The sequence below is a fragment of the Sphingomonas sp. genome, from assembly GCF_036731925.1.
GTDB lineage: Bacteria > Pseudomonadota > Alphaproteobacteria > Sphingomonadales > Sphingomonadaceae > Sphingomonas.
Genome location: NZ_DAINDJ010000001.1, coordinates 932567 through 953114, shown reverse-complemented (window position 1 = coordinate 953114; position 20548 = coordinate 932567). Strand labels below are relative to the sequence as shown.

14 protein-coding genes are annotated in these 20548 nt (G+C 67.7%); 4 read left to right on the top strand and 10 right to left on the bottom strand.

The window, feature by feature from the left end:
* Window position 1 precedes the first annotated feature (1 nt).
* The 3 genes from V7E00_RS04825 to V7E00_RS04815 are packed head-to-tail and all read right to left on the bottom strand — an operon-like array spanning window position 2 to window position 5776.
* On the bottom strand, window positions 2-1807 hold the full coding sequence (locus V7E00_RS04825; protein ID WP_333571534.1) for a response regulator: 1806 nt from the start codon (window positions 1805-1807) through the stop codon (window positions 2-4).
* Entirely contained in the window at window positions 1800-2660 is an 861-nt protein-coding gene (locus V7E00_RS04820) for a CheR family methyltransferase (RefSeq protein ID WP_443019139.1), read from the bottom strand. Before V7E00_RS04820 ends, V7E00_RS04825 begins: the two co-directional genes overlap by 8 nt.
* A complete protein-coding gene (locus V7E00_RS04815) occupies window positions 2657-5776 on the bottom strand; it encodes a response regulator (RefSeq protein WP_333571532.1) in 3120 nt (1039 codons plus the stop codon). Before V7E00_RS04815 ends, V7E00_RS04820 begins: the two co-directional genes overlap by 4 nt.
* A gap of 184 nt (window positions 5777-5960) precedes the next feature.
* Here V7E00_RS04815 and V7E00_RS04810 point away from each other — a divergent pair, with 184 nt between their 5' ends.
* Window positions 5961-7745 carry a thiamine pyrophosphate-requiring protein gene (locus V7E00_RS04810; RefSeq protein ID WP_333571531.1) on the top strand — a complete coding sequence of 595 codons (1785 nt, stop codon included), beginning with the start codon at window positions 5961-5963 and terminating at the stop codon, window positions 7743-7745.
* Here the strand turns inward: V7E00_RS04810 and V7E00_RS04805 are convergent, their stop codons facing one another.
* The 7 genes from V7E00_RS04805 to V7E00_RS04775 form a co-directional block, all read right to left on the bottom strand.
* Entirely contained in the window at window positions 7746-9131 is a 1386-nt protein-coding gene (locus V7E00_RS04805) for a TolC family protein (RefSeq protein WP_333571530.1), read from the bottom strand.
* Window positions 9128-10189: an HlyD family secretion protein gene (locus V7E00_RS04800; RefSeq protein WP_333571529.1), complete on the bottom strand. Its 1062-nt coding sequence runs from the start codon at window positions 10187-10189 to the stop codon at window positions 9128-9130. The genes V7E00_RS04805 and V7E00_RS04800 overlap by 4 nt, the downstream gene beginning before the upstream one ends.
* Entirely contained in the window at window positions 10179-11864 is a 1686-nt protein-coding gene (locus V7E00_RS04795) for an ABC transporter ATP-binding protein (RefSeq protein ID WP_333571528.1), read from the bottom strand. Before V7E00_RS04795 ends, V7E00_RS04800 begins: the two co-directional genes overlap by 11 nt.
* Before the next feature lie 73 nt (window positions 11865-11937).
* Window positions 11938-12876 carry a hydrogen peroxide-inducible genes activator gene (locus tag V7E00_RS04790; RefSeq protein WP_333571527.1) on the bottom strand — a complete coding sequence of 313 codons (939 nt, stop codon included), beginning with the start codon at window positions 12874-12876 and terminating at the stop codon, window positions 11938-11940.
* A 50-nt stretch (window positions 12877-12926) separates the two neighbouring features.
* Window positions 12927-13169: a hypothetical protein gene (locus V7E00_RS04785; protein WP_333571526.1), complete on the bottom strand. Its 243-nt coding sequence runs from the start codon at window positions 13167-13169 to the stop codon at window positions 12927-12929.
* A 2-nt stretch (window positions 13170-13171) separates the two neighbouring features.
* Window positions 13172-15562: a YbcC family protein gene (locus tag V7E00_RS04780; RefSeq protein WP_333571525.1), complete on the bottom strand. Its 2391-nt coding sequence runs from the start codon at window positions 15560-15562 to the stop codon at window positions 13172-13174.
* A gap of 4 nt (window positions 15563-15566) precedes the next feature.
* A complete protein-coding gene (locus tag V7E00_RS04775; protein ID WP_333572374.1) occupies window positions 15567-17114 on the bottom strand; it encodes a proton-conducting transporter transmembrane domain-containing protein in 1548 nt (515 codons plus the stop codon).
* 103 nt (window positions 17115-17217) lie between these two features.
* On the opposite strand from V7E00_RS04775, the gene V7E00_RS04770 reads away from it, so the two are divergent.
* The 3 genes from V7E00_RS04770 (at window position 17218) to V7E00_RS04760 (ending at window position 20548) form a co-directional block, all read left to right on the top strand.
* Window positions 17218-18102 carry a LysR family transcriptional regulator gene (locus V7E00_RS04770; RefSeq protein ID WP_333571524.1) on the top strand — a complete coding sequence of 295 codons (885 nt, stop codon included), beginning with the start codon at window positions 17218-17220 and terminating at the stop codon, window positions 18100-18102.
* An 82-nt stretch (window positions 18103-18184) separates the two neighbouring features.
* Window positions 18185-18952, top strand: a complete 768-nt coding sequence (locus tag V7E00_RS04765; RefSeq protein WP_333571523.1) for an EAL domain-containing protein — start codon at window positions 18185-18187, stop codon at window positions 18950-18952.
* Between the two features lie 72 nt (window positions 18953-19024).
* Entirely contained in the window at window positions 19025-20548 is a 1524-nt protein-coding gene (locus V7E00_RS04760; protein WP_333571522.1) for a fumarate hydratase, read from the top strand.

Sequence of the window (20548 nt, the reverse complement as noted above, 5' to 3'; positions counted from 1 at the left end):
ATCAGGCGTCGGCCGCGACCAGTACCTGATGCAATGCCGCCGCGATCGTGGGGGCATCGAACGGCTTGTCGATCACCGTGACCGACTCAAGCCCAATCGGCAGATGGTCGCGGCCATACCCGCTGACGAACAGGAAGGGAATTTCGCGCGCGACCAGCGCCGCAGCGACTTCGTCCACCAGAGCACCCTGCAGATTGCCGTCGAGCAGCACGGCATCCAGCGACGTATCGGCAATCGCCGCCAGCGCCTCCTCCGCAGTGGATGCTACGCCAACCGCTACCATCCCTGCATCATTGAGGATGGTGGTCAGCTCCAGCGCGACCAGCGGCTCGTCCTCGACGATCAGCACGCGCTTGCCTAGCAAGGCTGCGCCGCCGCTGGTTGGGAGCATCGGTATCGTCTTACGGCCCCCGCGCGCTTCTCCCCGTAGTCGCACCGCACTTGCATAGGGGATGGTCAGCTTCCACGAGACACCATCGTTGCCATAGCTGGGCACCGCGCTGCCGCCCTCCGCCTTCAGGCTGCGCTCGATCAACGCGGTTCCGAAGCCGCGCCGGGTGGGCGGTGCCACGGGCGGGCCGCCGCTCTCCTGCCAATCGACCTCGAGCAGGCCGCCGCGCACGCCCCAGTGCAGCGCAACTCGGCCTTCCGGTACCGATAGGGCACCATATTTGTGCGCGTTCGTCGCCAGCTCATGCAGCACCAGTGCGAGATGGAGCGCTGGCTCGGGGGCGAGATCGACAGAAGGGCCGCCGGTATCAATGCGCGCCGGATCGATGGTGCCCGTCTGGAGCTGCCCCTCCACCAGTTCTTGCAGGCTGGCGCCCTGCCAGGTGGTGCTGCTGAGCAGTGAATGGGCCCGGGCGAGCGCGTGGATGCGGCCAATAAAGGTCGGTGCGAAGTCCGACGGACCGGACGAATGGCGCAGCGTCTGGGTGGCGATCGCCTGCACCGAAGCGAGCGTGTTCTTCACCCGGTGGTTGAGCTCGCCGATCAGCAGCCGCTGCGTCTCCTCGGCACGTACCCGGTCGGTGACGTCGAGGATCTGGGTGTTCACCGAGATCAGCGACCCATCGCCCCCCAGCAACGCGGAGCCAAAGACTTCGCAGTCGAGCGTCACGCCGACCGCGGTCCGCATGCGCAGCGGCCGCATGTCACGCAGTTGTTCGCCTGCGATCATCCCGCGGATCATCGTGTCGAACCGGGCGGCATGTTCGGCGTCGAGCCATTCAAGCTCGGACGGGCGGAAGCCGGAGACCTCCGCCGAGCGCCAGCCGAACATTCGCTCCGCGCCCGCCGACCACGCGATGATCCGCTGCTCTGCATCGAACTCGACGATCGCGAGCGGGGAGTTGTCGCGATGCGCCTTGAGTCTGGCGAGCGCCGCGGCGTGCCGGTCGCGCTGATGCGCGATCTCCTGCCGCTGCCGCGCTAGTTCGACGAAGATCTCCACCTTGTTGCGGACGATCTGCGGATCGACCGGCTTGAGGAGGTAATCGACAGCGCCTGTCTCATAACCCCGGAAACGGCGGCGCTCGTCGGTGGCGACCGCAGTCAGGAAGATGATCGGCACGCGGCGGGTGCGTTCGGTGCCGCGCATCAGCTCGGCCAGCTCGAACCCGTCCATCCCCGGCATCTGCACGTCGAGAAGCGCGAGCGCGACGTCGTGCACCAGCAGCAGCTCCAGCGCCTCCATGCCCGATGCCGCGGTGAGCAGTTCCAGCCCCTCCTGCGCGAGCAGTGCCTCCAGCGCAACGAGGTTTTCGGGCACGTCGTCGACGGCGAGGACCTTCACGGCATCACGCATCGCCGATTGCCTGCAGTTCGACAGTGTTGCGCCGATAGATGCGCTCGCCCGCGTCGAAATCGGAGAAGGCGTCGGCGTGGCGCGAGAAGCGCAGAGTCTCGCGCGCGCCTAGCCCAAGGAAACCGCCGCGCACCAGCGACTCTCCGAACAACCCCAGCGCACGATCCTGCAACCCGCGATCGAAATAGATCAGCACGTTACGACTGGACACCAGCTGTGCCTCCGCAAACACCTGATCGGTGGCGAGGCTATGTTCCGCGAACACGGCGCGGGTGCGAAGGCTCTTGTCGAACACCGCGCCACCATAAGCCGCCGTATAGTAATCGGAAAGCGAACTATGCCCGCCAGAGAGCCGGTGGTTCTCGGTGAACTGCGGAATGCGTGCCAAATCGAAGATCCCTGCCTCGGCCTTCGCCAGCGCCGCCGGGCTGATGTCGGTGCAGTAGAAGATCGTCCGGTCCTCCAGCCCCTCCTCCCGGAAGAGGATGGCGAGCGAGTAGAATTCCTCGCCATTGGCGCAGCCGGCGATCCAGACCTTGAGCGAAGGCCAGGTACGCAGGTGCGGTACCACCTTTTCGCGCAGCGAACGGAAGTAGGCGGGATCGCGGAACATCTCGCTCACTTGGATGGTGAGGAAGCCCATCAGCTCGGCGAACACCGCCGGTTCCCGCAGCAGCCGGTGCTGGAGCTGCGAAAAGCCCTCGCAGCCGAAACGCTGGCACGCCCGCTCCATCCGCCGGTGCAGCGAACCGCGTGAATAACCACGGAAGTCATATTGATAGTGCCGCCAGATGGCTTCGAGCAGCAGATCTAGTTCGATCTCCTCATGCGCCGGAAAGTCGTCGTCGATCACCGCGGCATCCACACTCGCACCAGGCTCAGCAGCTTGTCGATGTCGAGCGGCTTGGCGAGGTAATCGTTGGCGCCGGCATCCAGGCATTCCTGCTGGTCGCGCGCCATCGCCTTGGCGGTAAGCATCAGGATCGGCAGCGTCTTGCCCCAGGGCTGCTTGCGGATCTCTCGCGTGGCGGTGAGTCCGTCCATCTCCGGCATCATCACGTCCATCAGCACGAGATCAACCGGATCGGTGAGATGGCGCGCGGACTCATCGAGCGCGTGCAGCGCCTCGCGGCCGTTGCGAGCGATACGAACCTTGACCCCATGCGGCTCGAAAATGCTCGTAAGTGCATAAACGTTCCGAATGTCGTCCTCGACCACGAGAATCGAGCGACCTTCCAGCGCGGCATCGCGGCCCAGCGCCTTGGCGATCAACGCCTGCTGCGGCTCGGGCAATTCGGACACGACCTGGTGGAGGAACAGGGTCACCTCGTCGAGCAGTCGCTCGGGCGACTTGGCGCCCTTCACGATGATCGACTTGGAATATTTGCGCAGGCGCAGTTCCTCGTCCTGGCTCAGGTCGCGGCCGGTATAGACGATCACCGGCGGGAAGCCGACACTGTCGTCCTCGCTCAACCGGTCGAGAAGGTCGAGGCCAGAAGCGTCGGGCAGGTTGAGGTCCAGGACCATGCAGTCGAAGGTCTCCTGGCCGAGGCGCTCGAAGGTCTGTGCGGCGGAATGGGCCTGCACCGTCTCCACTTCCCGCGAGGCGAGCAGCGCCTTGACGCTTTCCGCCTGCTGGGCGTCGTCCTCCACCACCAGCACCCGGCGCATCCGCTGCGACATCCTGGCCTCCAGGCCTTCGAGCATGTCGACCAACTGCTCGCGCTTCACCGGCTTGAACAGATAGCCGACCGCGCCGCTGGAGAGCGCCGCCTGGCTGTCGTCGTCGACGGAGACAACATGCACCGGGATGTGCCGCGTGCGCACGTCGCGCTTGATCCGGTCGAGCACCGACAGGCCGGTATGGTCCGGCAGGTTCATGTCGAGGATGACCGCGTTCGGCACATATTGCCGCGCGAGCAGCGCGCCCTCGTCGGCGGTGCCCGCGATGAGGCACTGGAAATCGAGGTCATGTGCGATATCGCAGAGGATGCGCGCGAACACGGGATCGTCCTCGACGATCAGGATCACGCGGGAATCGCCCGACAGCTTCTCGCGATCGTCCTCGCACGGCTCGACGTTGCGGCGGCGCCCCGGCTTGGGGTTGGACGGCGGGGGCTTGATCGGCGCCGGGCTGGGGCTTGGCAGCGGCGCCGGCGCCGGCGCCTGAACCAGCGCGGGGTCATAGGCGTCGGGCAGGATCAGCGTGAAGGCGCTTCCCGCACCGGGCGTGCTTTCCACGACGACTTCGCCGCCGAGCAACCGCGCCAGCTCGCGCGAGATCGACAGGCCAAGGCCGGTGCCGCCATATTTCCGGCTGACCGTTCCATCGGCCTGGCGGAACGCCTCGAAAATGACCTGCTGCTGCTCGGCCGGGATGCCGACGCCGGTGTCTCGGACGGTGAAGCCGATCCGCCCATCCGGCCGCTGCGCCACGCCCAGCGTCACCTCGCCCTTGGCGGTGAACTTGATCGCGTTCGACAGGAAGTTCTTGAGCACCTGCTCCAGCCGCTGCGGATCGGTCTCGATCTCGCCGGGCGCCCCCGCTGCCTGCTCGATATGGAAGGCCAGGCCCTTGGCCGTGGCCGAGGCGCCGAACACGGCCTTGAGCTTGTCGAGCAGCGGCGCGATGCGGACGCGACGAGGCTGGAGCTCCAGCTTGCCAGCCTCGATCTTCGAGATGTCGAGGATGTCGTTGATCAGGGTGAGCAGGTCGTTGCCCGACGTCTCGATCGTCTCCGCATGGCGCACCTGGTCCGGGCTGAGATTGCCTGCGCGATTTTCCGCCAGCAGCCGCGCCATGATCAGCAGCGAGTTGAGCGGCGTGCGAAGCTCATGGCTCATATTGGCGAGGAATTCGGACTTGTAGCGGCTCGCCTGCTCCAGATCCGCCGCCTGCTGCTCCAGCGATCCTTGCGCGCGGGCGAGTTCGTCGCGTTGCAGCTCAAGGGCGCGCGTCTGCGCTTCCAGCTCCGCATTGCTCTGTTCGAGCGCGGTCTGCTGCGCCTCAAGCCGGGCGGCGGTATCCTGCAGCTCCCGGCTCTGTGCTTCCAGCTCGTCATTGTTGACGCGCAGCTCCTCGCTCTGGACCTGCAGCTCCTCGGCCTGCTTCTGCGTCTCCTCAAGCAGCTCGCGCAGCCTTGCGCGGTACTTGCCCGAGCGGATCGAGACACCAAGCTGCCCGCTGATCCGCTCCAGCAGCGTCTGCACCTGCGGATCGGCGGTGCCCGGGAAGCCGAGCTCGAGTACGGCATTGATCTCGCCATCGGCCTCGGTGACGCCGATCAGCAGCGTGCGCGGCTGCGCCTGGCCCAGCCCGGAGCCATAATAAAGATAGCCCTCCGGCACCTGCTCCAGCAGGAACTGGCGCCGGTCGGCAATTGCCTGTCCGAGCAGCCCCTCCCCCGGCTTGACCCATTCGGGCAGCGGCGCGTCGCCAGGCACCGCATAGGTGCCGCGGCGGCGGAAGCCGGCGCCGCTGGGGTCGCGCACGAAGATCGCGCCAGCCTGCGCACCCGAATAGTCCGCCAGAAAGCGCAGCGCCGCGGTGGCGAGTTCGTCGAGCGGCAATTCGCCGGCGACGGCCCTGGCGAGCCCGACCTGCCCGGATTGCAGCCATTCCTCGCGCTGGATCGCCAGCCGGTTGCGGATGAAGGCGAAGCCGATGCCCGCGAGGATCCAGATGATCGCCGTGCCGAGGATGCGGTTGACCAGCACCACCTGCGGATCAACGCCCGGCGGCGCGAGCGTGAAGCCGGCGAAGTTGAGCAGCGTCGCCAGCGCCGCGATGACGAGCGGCGCTACCGGCCGGCGCGCGACATAGGCGATCACGGTCGGCAGCAGATAGCCCGCCCAGGTCGCGGTGCCGAGCGGCAGCACGGTATCGGCGCCGAACGGCAACAGCAGCAGAGCGGCGAGCCCCGCATAGAGGGGAAGCGAGGGCTTTCGACTGCGCTGGGTGGGCGACATATGAAATCTCAAAGGGATAGGAGGGGAAGGAGGTACCCGGCTTTAACCCCTCCTCGCAAGCCCGGAGGGCGGCTGTTGCGCGGGCGGCCATGGCCACACGCCCCCCTTCCCGCTCGCAGGAGGGAAATCGCCCTGAACCATCCCCGATCCCGTCGGTTACCCCGATGACTTCAGGAGACGGCAGATGGCAAAGCAGACGAGCGACTTTTTCGTGGAGCGGCTGAAGGCCTGGGGTGTCACGCGGATCTACGGCTATTCGGGCGACGGCATCAACGGCGTCCTGGGCGCGCTGCAACGCGCCGAAGCCGACGGCGAAGGCATCGAGTTCATCCAGGTCCGCCACGAGGAGATGGCCGCGTTCATGGCGGCAGCGCACGCAAAGTTCACCGGCGAGCTGGGCGTCTGCCTGTCCACCGGTGGGCCCGGTGCGACGCATCTCGTCACCGGCATGTACGATGCCAAGCTCGATCACGTCCCCCTGCTCGCCATCGCCGGTCAGGCCGAGACGACGGTGCGCGGCGCAAACTATCAGCAGGAGCTCAACCTCGACCGGCTGTTCGCCGATGTGTGCGGCTATGTGCAGGAGGTCTCCGCGCCGGCCCAACTTCGCCACGTTACCGACCGCGCGATCCGCATCGCCATCGCCAATCGCGACGTGACCGCTATCGTGCTGCCGAAGGACGTGCAGGACGAACCCTATGAAGAGCCGCCCCTCCAGCACGGCTTCACCCGCTCCGGCCCGGGCTATGTGCGCCCGCAGATCGTGCCGCCCGCGAGTGCATTGGCGCAGGCAGCGGAAATCCTCGACGCCGGCAAGAAGGTCGCCATCCTGATCGGCGCCGGTGCGCGCGGGGCGGAAGCGCCCATCATCGAACTCGCCGAGCGGCTCGGCGCGGGCGTGGCCAAGGCGCTGCTCGGCAAGGATGTGCTGCCGGACGACCTGCCCTTCGTCACCGGCGCGATCGGACTGCTCGGCACCAAGCCCTCGTCGGACATGATGGCGGGCTGCGATACGCTGGTGATGATCGGCACCGGTTTCCCCTGGGCCGAGTTCCTGCCCAAGGAGGGCCAGGCACGCGCGGTGCAGATCGACATCGATCCGGCGATGCTCGGCCTTCGCTATCCGGTCGAATGCAATCTGCACGGCGGCGCGGCGGAGACGCTGAAGGCGCTGCTGCCGCTTCTGCAGCACAAGGAGGACCGCAGCTGGCAAGAAGGCATCGCCCATGAAGTCGGCAAATGGTGGGAGACGATCGAAGCGCGTGCCATGGCCGAGGCAAAAGCGGTCAATCCGCAGCGGGTAGTTTGGGAAATGTCGCCCCGGCTGCCCGCCAATGCCATCGTCACCTCGGACTCAGGCTCCTGCGCGAACTGGTATGCGCGGGACTATCGCGTGAAGGCCGGGCAGCGCGCCTCGCTTTCGGGCGGGCTCGCCTCGATGGGCGCAGCGGTGCCCTATGCGATCGGCGCCAAGTTCGCGCATCCTGATCGACCGGTGGTGGCGCTGGTCGGCGACGGGGCGATGCAGATGAACAACATGGCCGAGCTGATCACCGTCGCCAAATACTGGCAGCGCTGGGCCGATCCGCGCTTCATCGTCTGCGTGTTCAACAACCAGGATCTCAACGAGGTCACCTGGGAGCAGCGGGTGATGGAGGGCAATCCCCGCTTTCCCACCACGCAGGACATTCCCGACGTTCCCTATGCCCGCTTCGCGGAGCTGATCGGGCTGCAGGGCATCCATGTCGACACGCCCGAAGCGCTGGGCGACGCCTGGGATGCGGCGCTGCGCGCCGATCGGCCGGTGGTGCTCGAGGTGAAGACCGACCCGGACGTCGCCCCCTTCCCGCCGCACCTGACGTTCGCCCAGGCGAAGGGTTTCCTGTCCTCGATGGCCAAGGGCGATGCCGGGCGCGGCGGCGTGATCAAGGAAACCGTGCGGCAGATCGCGAAGGAGATTACGGGGTGATCAAAGCCCCAGCACGCCGCGATCGGCCGTCGCCGCCGCCAGGTCCGCCCGTGCAACCAGCGCCTGGTAGCGCGCGTCCAGTGCACGGAGGCGTGCGTCCGTCGCGCTTTCCTCGCGCTGGTTGATCAGGAAGAAGTCGCTGGCGCCCATGTCGAAGCGACGCTGCTCGGCCACCGCCATCTTGCCCGCCAGCTCCGCCTCCTGCGCCGCCAGATCGGCCACCTTGTCGGCACCTTCGATGCCGATGGCGATCCCCTTCACCTCGATGGCGATCTGTTCCTCCAGCATGCGGTGGCGGGTTCGCAGGCCGTCAATCTCCGCCCGCGCTTCCGCGATCCGGCCGCGCGCGCTGCGCCGCTCGAGCGGCACCGAGAACTTGACCCCAACGATGGCCTCGGCGGGCGTGCGGGAAGGCCCGCCCAGCCCGGTGGCGCCAACGTCCTTGCCAAGTTCCGCCCGCGCGTCGAGCCGGGGCTTCAGGTCGTTTTCGGCGAGGTTCAGCCGGGCCAGCGATTGATCGATCCGCACCAGCACCGTCTTCAGGTCGGGCCGCAGGATGGGCCCTGCCTTGCGCGGTGCGATCGCCAGTTCGGGCAGCGCCTCCGGCAATTGCTCCGCAGCGGGGACCAGCGGCACGCCATTGCCATCGCGCCAGAAGAAGGAAAGCCCATTGGCGGCCTCCGCGAACTTCTGTTCAGCCTGGGCCACCAGCGAGCGCCGGCGGGCGAGGTTCTGGTCGTTCTCGGTGATCAGGATCTGCGGCCGCGCGCCCAGCTGCACCTGCCGCGCCAGCTGCGAGCGGCGCCGTTCGGAAAGCGCCAGCAAATCCCGATAGGCCTTCAAGCGCAGGCCCGCGACCGCCCAGGCCTGATAGGCGCTCATCGCCCGGCGCTGGACGCCGATCGCCACCATCTCGCGCTCAAGCCGCGCCACGTCGACATCCTGGTCCGCAAGCCGCAGCTTGGTCCGGCGCTCGTCCGTCACCCGGTCGCGCAGCAGCGAGAACACCGCGCCTACTTTGATCTCGCCGAGCTGGTTGGTGTAGGCCTTGTCCTCGTAGACCGGGAACCTGCCGCGGGAGACGCGGTAGCCGGCATAGAGCCCGCCGCCGTTGGTATCGAGCGCACGGCTGGCCTTCGCCTCCACAACGGTCCCGTCATAATAGCCGAAAGGCCGCGCCTGCGCATCGACGTCGAACACCACGTCGAACGCGCCCTCGGCGCTCAGCGCCTTGCCTTCGGCCTGGCGCTGCTTGGCCAGCGCCTCGATGATCTGCGGCGCGTTCTGCGCCGACGAGCGCAGCACCTGATCGAGCGTGAGGGGGCCCTGCGCCGCGGCGGGCACCGCGAACGCCAGCGCGACGAAAGCGAGCAGCTGCCGGATCATTTCTTTTTCTTCTTGTAGATGTCCATGCCCTTGTCCTCGCCCTTGTCCGAAGCGGTGCCGAATTCGAGCGGGAAGTCGTTGAGCTGGCGCCAGAGTTCGTATCCGACCGGCACCGTCTCGCCCTGCACCCAGCCGCGGACCTTGGCGCCGCGGCGCACGAAGCGATCGCCGGGCCAGGCCTGGGTGCCCGGCATGGGCTCGATCAGCACGCGGAACAGCCCGTCGGGCATCGCCGAGGGATCGACCGAGCGCACCCGGCCATCGAACAGCCCCCAGGCCATCGAGGGCCAGCCACTCAGCTGGATCGCGGGCCAGCCTTCGAACTCCAGCCGCACCCGCCGCCCGGGATGGACCAGCGCGACGTCGCGCCCGTCGACCATCAGCTCGACCACGCGCTCGGTGCCACCCTCGGGCGCGAGCGTCGCCAGCTCCGTACCGGCGCTGACCAGCGTCGCGCCGGCGGCGGCGTTCAGCGTCTGGATGCGGCCGTTGCGGGGGGCTCGAACGATCTGCACCGCCTGACGGTTGAGCGACACTTCGATCCGGTTGAGCTTCGCCCGCGATTCCGCGAGCTTGGCGCCCTGATCGGCAACCCGGATCTGCGCCTGCTCATAGTCGCGCCGCGCGGCCAGCCCTTCATTGAACAGGGTACGCGCGCGGTTGACGTCGATCGAGGCGACTGCACGGGCGCTTTCGATCGAGGAAATCTCGGCAAGCACCTGATCGCGCTCGGCGGCGAGGCGGGCGAGCAGCTCGGGGTCGTTGTCCGAGATCTTGGCGATCGGATCGCCTTTCTTCACCGCCTGGCCGTCGGTGACGAACCAGCGCTCGACCCGCCCCGGCACCAGCGCGGTGACCGACTGGACGCGATCATGGGGATCGAGCGCGACCACCTGCCCCCGCCCCGGCGCGGTCTGCACCCAGGGGACATAGACCATGGTGACGCCGAGCAGCGCCACTGCGATGACGATCATCCACGCGATCGCGCGCGCGATCCGCGGCAGGCGCATGCCGGCAAGGGTCGGGAAATGGCCGATATGGTCGGGCTTAAAGGGCATTGCGGGCCTCCAGATCGGCGAGCGCGGCACGCAGCTGGTCCACCGTGTCGAAGCGGGCCTGGGCCGTCTTGCCCAGCCACAGATAGCCGTCTCGGCGGATCGCTTCCGGGCGGCCCGTGAACAACAGCACCGTGGTGCCGGCCTCGCGCAGCGCATCGAGCGCGGCCGTAAGTCTTTGGGTCGGCATCAGGTCGTATAGCGGGCTCAGCAGCAACACCCGGGGCCGGGCGAGCAGCGCATTGGCAAGCTTCAGCGCCATCAACTCGCCGATCGACAGCGGATAGCCCGAGGCGGCGAGCGGCGTTTCCATTCCCTCCGGCAGCTGCCCGATGCGGGCGTCGAGCCCCACCAGCGCCAGCGCGTCCAGCACCTTGCCGGCGGGGATCCCGGCACCGGCGAGGCCCAGATACTCGCGAATGCTGATCTCGACGATCGTCGGCCGATCGAGCACGATCACATCCGAACGGAGGCGGTAGACGTCGAGCGCCTCCAGGTCGACGCCGCCCACCATCACCAGCCCGCGATCCGGCTGGGTATTGCGCTTGAGCAGCATCGCGAGCCGGCTGTCCATGGCGGGAGCGCCAATCGCGACAAGCTGCGCGCCCGCGGGAATGGTCAGGTCGATCCGGGCGTCACCGGCCTCCACCTCGCGCAGGCGCACCTCGCCATTGCCCGGTGCTTCGGTGCTGCGCGTGTGCGTTTCGTGCGGAATGGCGTAGAGCAGCGATACTTCCTCCGCGGCCGCAGCCATGTCGTAGAAGGCGTCGAGATAATGTCCGAGCTGGCCCAGGCCGTAGAAGACGCCTGACAGGATCAGTTCGGCGGCGACCAGCTGGCCGATCGACAATTGTCCCTGCAGGATCAGCCAGCCGCCCATCGCCAGCAGCGCGGCGCTCGCGGTGGCGTAGAGCAGCAGATAGGCGCAGGTCTGGGTGAAGCTGTAGCGGAAGTGGCGGCGGTGCGCCGCGACATAGGCGGCGGTCATCGATTCCGATCCGTCCATCGCGAAATCGAGATGGCGGCTGGACTTGTAGAAGCCGTTGGAGGTGCCCAGCCCCTCCAGCCAGCGCGCGGCATCATGCTTTGCATGGCTGAGCGCCACCGCCGAGCGGATCGCGCCGGGCGACCAGAGTTGCCAGATCAGCCAGACGAGCGCGATCAGGATCACGTTGAAGGCAAGGAAGAACGGATGGTAAAAGCTGGTCACCACCAGCCCCACCACTGATTGGAGCAGGATGGTGAAGCCGCCGATGACGAGGCTCGGCACGCTCTTCTGCACCGTCATCAGGTCGAAATAGCGGTTGAACAGATCGATCCGGCGGGCATCGGCGAAGAAGGGGTTGCGGGCGTGCACGACCCGGATCGTGATCTCGGCCACGGTGCGCGCGAATAGGCGGCGCTCGAACAGCGCCATGATGTGGACGCGCAGCGCGCTCAGGATCACCACGATCAGCAGCAGCGTGAACAGCATCGCCGACAGCGTGATCAGCGGGGCCGGCAGCGCGATCTTGGCTACGCTGTTGATCAGCAGCTGCACCGAAATAGGGGTCGCCAGCGAGAGGAGGCTGATCGCGATGCCATAGACCATCGCCAGCCGCAGATAGCCGCCATCGGGCCCGATCACCTCGTTCAGCCAGCCGCGCACCTGCGCCCAGCCGATCTTCTGTTTTGCCATCGCTACGTCATCTCCCTTCACGATCGATGAAGTGCGTGCGGCGCGCCATAAGCACAATGGCGCGCCGGCTATATCACCGATAGGATATTCCTATGTCTTCGGCACAGGCGACCAATTCCTGTGCCAGTCTCTTATAGGCCGCGGCCCGCGCCACCCCGCTGCGCCAGAGCAAGCCCAGCTCGCGATAGTGCCGCCCGGCTTGGAAGGGCCGCGCGACCACGCCGTCGCCGGCTCGAATCTCCTGCCGCACATAGAGTTCGGGCAGCACCGCCAGCCCCATGCCCATGCCGGCCATCTGGCGGATCGCATCCAGGCTGGTGCCTTCGTAATCCTCCCGCACCCGTGCTCCCGCTTCCTCGGCGATCGCGATCGTCTGCTCGGCCAGGCGATAGCCGCGCTGGAGGGTGAGCAGGTCCTGCCCGGCAAGATCCTCGCGCCCGATCGTCGTGCGGGCCGCCAGCGGATGGTCTGCAGCCATGGCAAGGTGCAGGGGCTCGCGGAACAGCCGCTCGACATGGGCCCCGGCGGCCTGCAGCGGCAGTTGCGCCAGGATCACGTCGTGCGCCCCTGCCGCCAGCCCTTCCACCAGCAACGCGGGCGGATTTTCGCGGACATGCACACGCAGATCATGAAACTGCTGGTGCAGCCGTGCGACCAGCCGCGGCAGCAGATAGGCGCCGACGGTGGGCGTCACGCCCAGCCGGATCGTACCGAGCAGCGCGGTATCGCCCGCGCCCGCCAGCTCGGCCAGATCGCGAACCTCCAGCAGGATGCGCTGCGCGCGCGCCGCCACCTCGCGGCCAAGCGGCGTGAGAAAGGCGCGTGCCCCGCGTTCCACCAGCGGCGCACCCAGCGCCTCCTCCAGCTGACGGATCGCCTGGGAAAGCGAAGGCTGGCTCACGCCCGAAACAGCAGCCGCACGGGTGAAGCTCGCCTGCTCGCCCAATGCAACCAGGTAGCGCAGCTGCCGCAAGCTGATCTGTTGGTCAAAGCCGGGGGTCTTCAGGTCCATACAGCTTCATAGAAGCATAACCATGACAGCTTCGCCTACGGTCTTCTCCGTCAGCGCATGGCGGCGGCGGCGAGGATCGCATGCGCCGTGCTGCGGGGCAGCAGCAGATGCCGCAGCATCTCGACATCGTTGGCGATGGCCACCGGGTCCTCCGCCAGCGCTGCCTCCAGCGCAGCCCGTAACCAGGGGCTGGTGCCGGAATGCGCGAGCACCCACGAAATTCGCCGTTCGATGCCGGCGAGTTCCACCTCGGGCTCCGCCACCCGCAGCGCGGGGGCAATCTCGATTCGCATCGTCAAACCTCCTGCGCGAAGGGCTGCCAGCGCAGCCCGCCGGCGTAGCGCCAGGCGACGTTCCCGCCTTCGTCGATGGCCAGCAGGTGCAGCCAGCGGTTGTCGAACAGCGCCCGCACCTCGTCATGACGGGCGAGCACGTCGCTGATCGCCGCCGTCGGGGCCTCGATCACCACGGTCAGCCGCAGCGGATCGTGCACCAGCCGCTGCCCGTCGTGCACCGACTGCCAGGGCAGCCCGCCCCGTAGCAGCCCGCCATTGCCTTCGAGCACGCCGATCCCGCCGACTGCGTTGTGGAGCAGCTTGTTGCCCGCGCCGAACACGCCGGGCGCGACGCTGGAGCCGTAATATTGCAGGCTGATCCAGCTGGCGACCACCACCGGGGCCGTCAGGATCAGCTCCAGCACCCCCAGATCGGCATCGGCCCGCCAGTCATAGTCATGAAGGAACGCGCGCCCGCCCAGCGATCGTCCGGCCGTGCGGCGGCGCGGCGCGGCGATGAAGGCGCTGCATCCGGCAAGGCCCCATTCGGGGCGCACCTCCGCCCAGTCACGGCCACGGGCGAGGATCTGCCGAACACCCTGCGCCCGCGGCAGTCGGGCAGCACGGGCAACAGCCGCTTCGACCGATGCTTGCGCCAATGCCTGCTCCACCGCCGCAAGCAGCGGTACGGGCACTGCGGCATCCTCGTGAAACAGCTGGATGCGATCGCTCGTCGTGTCGTGCAGGCCGCCGATCACCACCGTCTCGGCGGGGATGTCGATCCCCCGCTCCGCGAGCCCTTTGCGTACCACCGGGTCGTTGAGCAGCCCGGCGAGCAGCCGCGCATTCACGTCACCGGCATGGCCGCCGCACGCACCGCACTGAAGCGCACTGGCGTGGAGATTGTTGGTCACGCCCGCGCCGTGCCCTACCAGAATCACCAGGGGCGCAAAGTCGCTGGTAAGGGACATGGCGCGAAGGATCCGCTCGGCAGCGTCGACGGCGTCCCGCTGCGGCAAGGGCGGATGGAAACGCGGCTTGCCCGCTTTCCGGCTCGCACCGGCCAGGCCCAACGTGTTCTTGAGCAGCTTGGCGGCATAGACGAACCCGGCAGACTCCACGAAGGCGAAGGAGGAGACCGCCGCCTGCTTGAACCGCCCCCACGCACGGTCCCCGCGCGCATTGGCGTGGTCCAGCGCCTCGAGATGCGGGTCCCCGCCATCGTCGCTGGTCAGACCAGGCCGGAGCAGCACCGGAAGGCGCGCCTCGCCGGCGCACGCGGCGTGCGGCCGATGCGCGGTGCCAAGACCGAAGAAGCCCGCGAAGCCCCTGGTGCGGATTCCCGGAGCCACCCGCTCGATCGCGGCGCGGATCGGCTCCGATCGCACATCGATGCAGAATGCCATCTGCGCAACCGGTGCCGTTGCCGCTGCGCTGACCACCGGCGCATGCAGCCGCGCGACCAGTCGCCGCTGTTCGGCAATCTCGGCCGCATGCTGGAGGATGGCGTCGATGCAGCAATCCTGGCCTGGCCGCATCGGCGCTTCATAGATCCGTGCGGCTTCCGCCCAGCGCTCCCGCAGGGCAGCGCCGCCCAGTTCCCACAGCGCCGCTTCCCAGAGCAGGCGCACCGCGAGCAGTTCGACCAGCGTGTCGTCCGCGCTGCTCGCCAGCTCCGCCTGCCAGCGCTGGTAGCGGGCGAACTGGGCCCACCCGCCGAGGCTCATCAGCAGCCGCTCGAAATAGCGTTCAGCCGCTTCGGCGCGAAGACCGAGCCGGGCGGCGCTCACCGCAATCGCATCTCTGGCCGTTGAGGGCGCAGTACCTACAAAGGCGCGAAAACCGGCAAGGCCATGGATTTCGGGCGTGCGATCGCGTCCGGCTTGTTCGCGCCATCCGGCATAGGCGCCCTGCCCCTGGGGCGCCGCCCAAAGCGCCTGTCCCGCATCGAAATAGCTGCCGGCCCAGCTGCCGATCTGGTCGGCGACGACCGACGGCCAGTCGGTGCCCCCCGGCACCGCGGCCATCTCCGCCAGCGTGGGATGGGGTACGGGATCGGCGCCATCGTGGCGGATGTCGATCAGGAAGCGCTCGAACGGCTGCGGCCGCTCCGCTGGAGGAGCAGCCTCCCACGCCGCGTGCAGGTCGCTTTCGTAAATCGCGCTTTCGGCGATCCGGTCACGATACCAGGCGCGGGGCATGGTGGCGCGGGCGCCGCCGCTTCGGCGCAACCAGGCCGAGGCCTGCGCGAGGCTGCGGCGGGTGTGGCCGAGGAACGGGTTCACCGCGACGCTGGTCGCCAGCGGCCACAGCGGCGGCACGGCGCGGGCGGCCTGCTCGGCAGCCTCCAGGAGCAGCCCGACATAGCTGGGCTGCGGCGCGTGGGATTGCGGGTCGGCAATGCGATACATGGGATCAAGCCTTTCCGATGACCCGGCTGCCGATCACCCGATCGAGCAGCGCGTTGACGTAAAATCCGTGGGAGAGATGCGTGCGCAGCCGCTGCGCCGCCGGATGGTCGCACCACAGCGGCAGCATGGCCTGGGCCAGTGCGATGCCGCCGAAGGCGATCAGGGCGACGGCGAGCAGCACCCATTGGAACGGGCCCGGCGCAGGAACAGGCGGCAGGGTGCCGATGGTGAGCCATTCGGCGGCATGGTGCAGGATGAAATAGGCGGAGGTCGCAAGGATCGCGAAGCCCAGGGTGCTCTGGAGCAGCGCGCGCGGCGCGGCCGGGCTCATTCCCTGCACGATCAGATAAGCGACGCCGAACACCAGGATCGCACCCAGTGCGACCGCCTGGGGCGGCTTTGCCCAGGCCCCGAAGCCGATCGCGAGCGCACCATAGAGGATCGCCGCCCCCAGCATCGCCAGCCCGACGGCCGCGCCGTCCGGTTTGGCTACCGGCCCCAGCCGCCGCGCCGCGGCAATCCGCTCGACGGCGCCGCCGGAGGAGAGGAAGGCATGCGCCTTGTAGAGCGAGTGCGCCACGATGTGCAGCAGCGCGAGGTAGAACAGGCCGAGCCCGCACTGCATGACCATGAAGCCCATCTGGGCGACGGTCGACCAGGCAAGCTGCGTCTTGATCGCTGGCTGGGTGGGCAGCACCAGGCTGCCGAACAGCGCCGTGAAGCCGCCCAGCACCGCCAGCAGCGCCAGCGCCGAGGGCGAGACAAGCATCACGTCCGCCAGCCGGATCAGCAGGAACCCGCCGGCATTGATAACCCCGGCATGCAGCAGCGCGGAGACCGGCGTCGGCGCTTCCATCACTTCCGTCAGCCAGCCGTGCAGCGGGAACTGCGCCGATTTCAGCATCGCCGCGAGCGCGATGCCCCAGGCGGCGAGCGCCATCGCGCCAGGTGCCGTGCCGGCGCGTGCGGCTTCGAGCAAACGTGCGATGTCCGTCGTGCCGGTCGCCTGCCACAGCAGCACGGCGGATCCGATCAGCGCCACGTCGGCGAAGCCGGTGCTGATCGCCTTCTTACGCGCGGCACGGCGTGCGGCAGCGCGCTCGGGATAGAAGAGCAGCAGGCGCCGCAGCCCCTGCCCGGCCGCAATCCAGGCGAAGACCAGCTGCGGCAGCGTTCCAGCGCTCACCAGCAGCATCACGCTCGCCAGCGTCACCGCCAGCCAGGCCATGAAACTGCCCTGCCGCGCCTCGCCATCGAGATAGGTGGCCGCGAAACGCACCACGATGCAGCCGACAAAGCTGACCAGCACCAGCATGGTGACGCTCACCACATCCAGCCGGGTCGACACCAGCGCGTCGACGCCCGGTAGCGCGAGTGTGCGCGGCCCCATCCAACCCGTCCATCCCGCCAGGGCCACCGCCGCGACCAGCGCGCCCAGCGCGGCGAGCGATATCACCCGCAGCGTCCAGCCGGGCCGGAACTGCCGCCCGGCGCCCGCCAATAGCGCTGCCGCGGCGAGAAAAGCCGGCCCGGCGTTGGCCAACCACCACATGCTCACACCCGATCTCCTTCTTGTGCGGGAGGAGCGTTAGGCCTGCGGAACGATCAGATAAAATTCATTGTATGGTGCGTAATGTTCACTTTATGAGAACGATATGCGCGACCTGAACTACAACCATCTCCGCTATTTCTGGGCCGTCGCGCATGACGGAAATCTCACGCGCACCGCAGAGCGGATGGCCGTGTCGCAGTCCGCCCTGTCCACCCAGATCAGCAAGCTGGAGGAACGGCTCGGCCACGCCCTGTTCCAGCGCGAGGGCCGTCGCCTGGTGCTCACCGAGGCCGGGCGGATCGCGCTGGACCATGCCGATTCGATCTTCGCCACCGGCGACGAGCTGCTCGACGTGCTGCGGGAAACCGGCCGCGCCCGTCAGGCGGTGCGGATCGGTGCGCTGGCCACGCTTTCGCGCAACTTCCAGATCGGCTTTGTCCAGCCCCTGCTCCACCGCGCCGATGTGGAGCTGGTGTTGCGATCGGGCAGCGCCGCGGAGCTGATGCAATCGCTGGCCGGCCTGCAACTCGATGTCGTGCTGGCCAATCGCCCCCCCGCCCGCGACGCGATCACGCCCTATCTTTCCCACAAGATCGCCGAGCAGCGCGTGAGCCTGATCGGCCGCCCCGGGATCGCCGGGGATACCAGCCTTGCGGCGCTGCTCGCCACCCAGCCGCTGGTGCTGCCCACGCTGGAAAGCAGCGTGCGCGCAGCCTTTGATGCACTCGCCGCGACCCTGGGCGTTCGCCCCCAGATCGCGGCCGAGGTGGACGACATGGCGCTGATGCGCCTTCTTGCCCGCGATGGCGTGGGGCTGGCCGTGCTCCCCCCGATCGTCGTGCGCGACGAGTTGGCGGCAGGCAGTCTGATCGAGTTCGATCAGCTCCCACAGGTGACGGAAAGCTTCTACGCCGTCACGCTGGACCGGCGCTTCCCGAACCCGCTGGTCGCCGCGCTGCTGCGCGACGCTACTGCGGGAAAGGCATAGACGTTGCGCCAGCAGCTGGTGCCGATTGCTGCTCCCGATTCGCCAAAAATTCGGGGTATTGCGATAGCTGCAGGGGATGGAGATGCGAAAGATCTGCAGCGGCTGCCGCGATGGCGTCGATTTCGACATCCCGTTCGACATGGCGTTCCAGCCAATCATCGACACGCTGACGGGTGCGCCTTTCGCCTATGAGGCGCTGGTACGTGGTGCCGACGGGTCAGGCGCGATGCACGTTCTGTCGCAGGTGACGGATGCCAATCGCTACGCCTTCGATCAGGCCTGCCGCGTCAAGGCGATTGAAACCGCCATGGCCGCCGGGTTGATGGCGACCGGTGCCCTTCTCTCCATCAACTTCCTGCCCAACGCCGTCTATTCGCCCCTGGCCTGCATCCAGCTGACGCTGCAGACCGCCCGCAAGACGGGGCTGCCGCCGGACCGCCTGATCTTCGAGTTTACCGAGAACGAGCAGATGGGGTCGCCCGAGCATGTCGAAGCGATCATCGAATCGTACAAGCAGATCGGGTTCAAGGTCGCGATCGACGATTTTGGTGCCGGCCATTCGGGCCTCGATCGGTTCGCGCGCTTCGCGCCGGACGAAGTGAAGCTGGACATGGAGCTGGTGCGGAACATCGACGGCGATCGTCGTCGCCAGGCAATCGTGCGCGCCGTCGCGGGCCTCTGCGCCGAACTGGACACGCTGCTGATCGCCGAGGGGATCGAAACCGCTGCCGAGGCCGCGACGCTACGGGAACTCGGGGTGCGCTATCACCAGGGCTATTGGTATGCCCGACCAGCGCTGGGCGTGCTGCCCGCCGTCAACGGTGACGCGCTCCGCGCCCGACCCGACTAGTCCTGCCGCGCCTTGGCCTATACAGGGACCAGGAGCCCGCCCCGGGCGACCACATCATCGCAGGCAAGATCCATGACCGTCCTCATCAAGGAAGCCGATCTGATCGAGAGCGTCGCCGACGCGCTCCAGTACATCTCCTATTACCACCCGATGGATTATATCCGCGCGCTGGGCGACGCCTATGAGGCCGAGCAGGGCCCCGCCGCCAAGGACGCCATCGCCCAGATCCTGACCAACAGCCGCATGTGCGCGGAAGGGCATCGCCCGATCTGCCAGGATACCGGCATCGTCACCGTGTTCATCCAGTGGGGCCAGAAGTGCGTGCTGGACAGCGAGCGCTCGCTGCAGGACGTGGTCGATGAAGGCGTGCGTCGCGCCTATCTTCACCCCGAGAACCGCCTGCGCGCCTCCATCCTGCGCGACCCGGCCTTCAGCCGCGTCAACACCAAGGACAACACCCCTTGCGTGCTCAACGTAGAGATGGTCCCCGGCGACCGTGTCCATGTCGAGCTCGCGGCCAAGGGCGGCGGCTCCGAGAACAAGTCCAAGTTCGCCATGCTCAACCCGAGCGACTCCATCGTCGACTGGGTGCTCGAGATGGTCCCGAAGATGGGCGCCGGCTGGTGCCCGCCCGGCATGCTCGGCATCGGCATCGGCGGCACCGCCGAGAAGGCGGTGACGCTCGCCAAGAAGTCGCTGATGGGGGATATCGACATGGCCCAGCTCAAGCTGCGCGGGCCGCAGAACGATATCGAGAGGCTCCGCATCGAGATCTTCGACAAGGTCAACGCGCTCGGCATCGGCGCGCAGGGCCTGGGCGGCCTGGCCACGATCCTCGACGTGAAGATCCTCGACTATCCGACCCATGCCGCCTCCAAGCCGATCGCGATGATCCCGAACTGCGCCGCCACCCGCCATGCGCATTTCAGCCTCAACGGCAGCGGCCCGGTCTATCTCGACCCGCCGAGCCTCGACGAATGGCCCAAGGTGGAATGGACGCCCTCGAAGGAATCGATCCGCGTCGATCTCGACACGCTGACCCCGGAAGTGGTGGCCAGCTGGAAGCCGGGCGATCGCCTGCTGCTCAACGGCAAGATGCTCACCGGCCGCGACGCCGCGCACAAGCGCATCCAGGACATGCTGGCCAAGGGCGAAGAGCTGCCGGTCGATTTCAAGGGCCGGGTGATCTACTATGTCGGCCCGGTGGATCCGGTACGTGACGAGGTGGTCGGCCCCGCCGGCCCCACCACTGCGACCCGCATGGACAAGTTCACCGAGATGATGCTCGCCCAGACGGGCCTGATCGCGATGGTCGGCAAGGCCGAGCGCGGTCCCGTGGCGATCGACGCGATCCGCAACCACAAGGCCGCCTATCTGATGGCAGTGGGCGGTGCGGCCTATCTCGTCGCCCGCGCGATCAAGGGCGCGCGCGTGGTGGGCTTCGAGGATCTCGGCATGGAAGCAATCTACGAGTTCGACGTGAAGGACATGCCGGTCACCGTCGCCGTGGATGCGACGGGCGAGAGCGTCCACCACACCGGCCCGCTGGTGTGGCGCGAAAAGATCGCCAAGGAACGCCTGCTCCAGCAGGCCTGA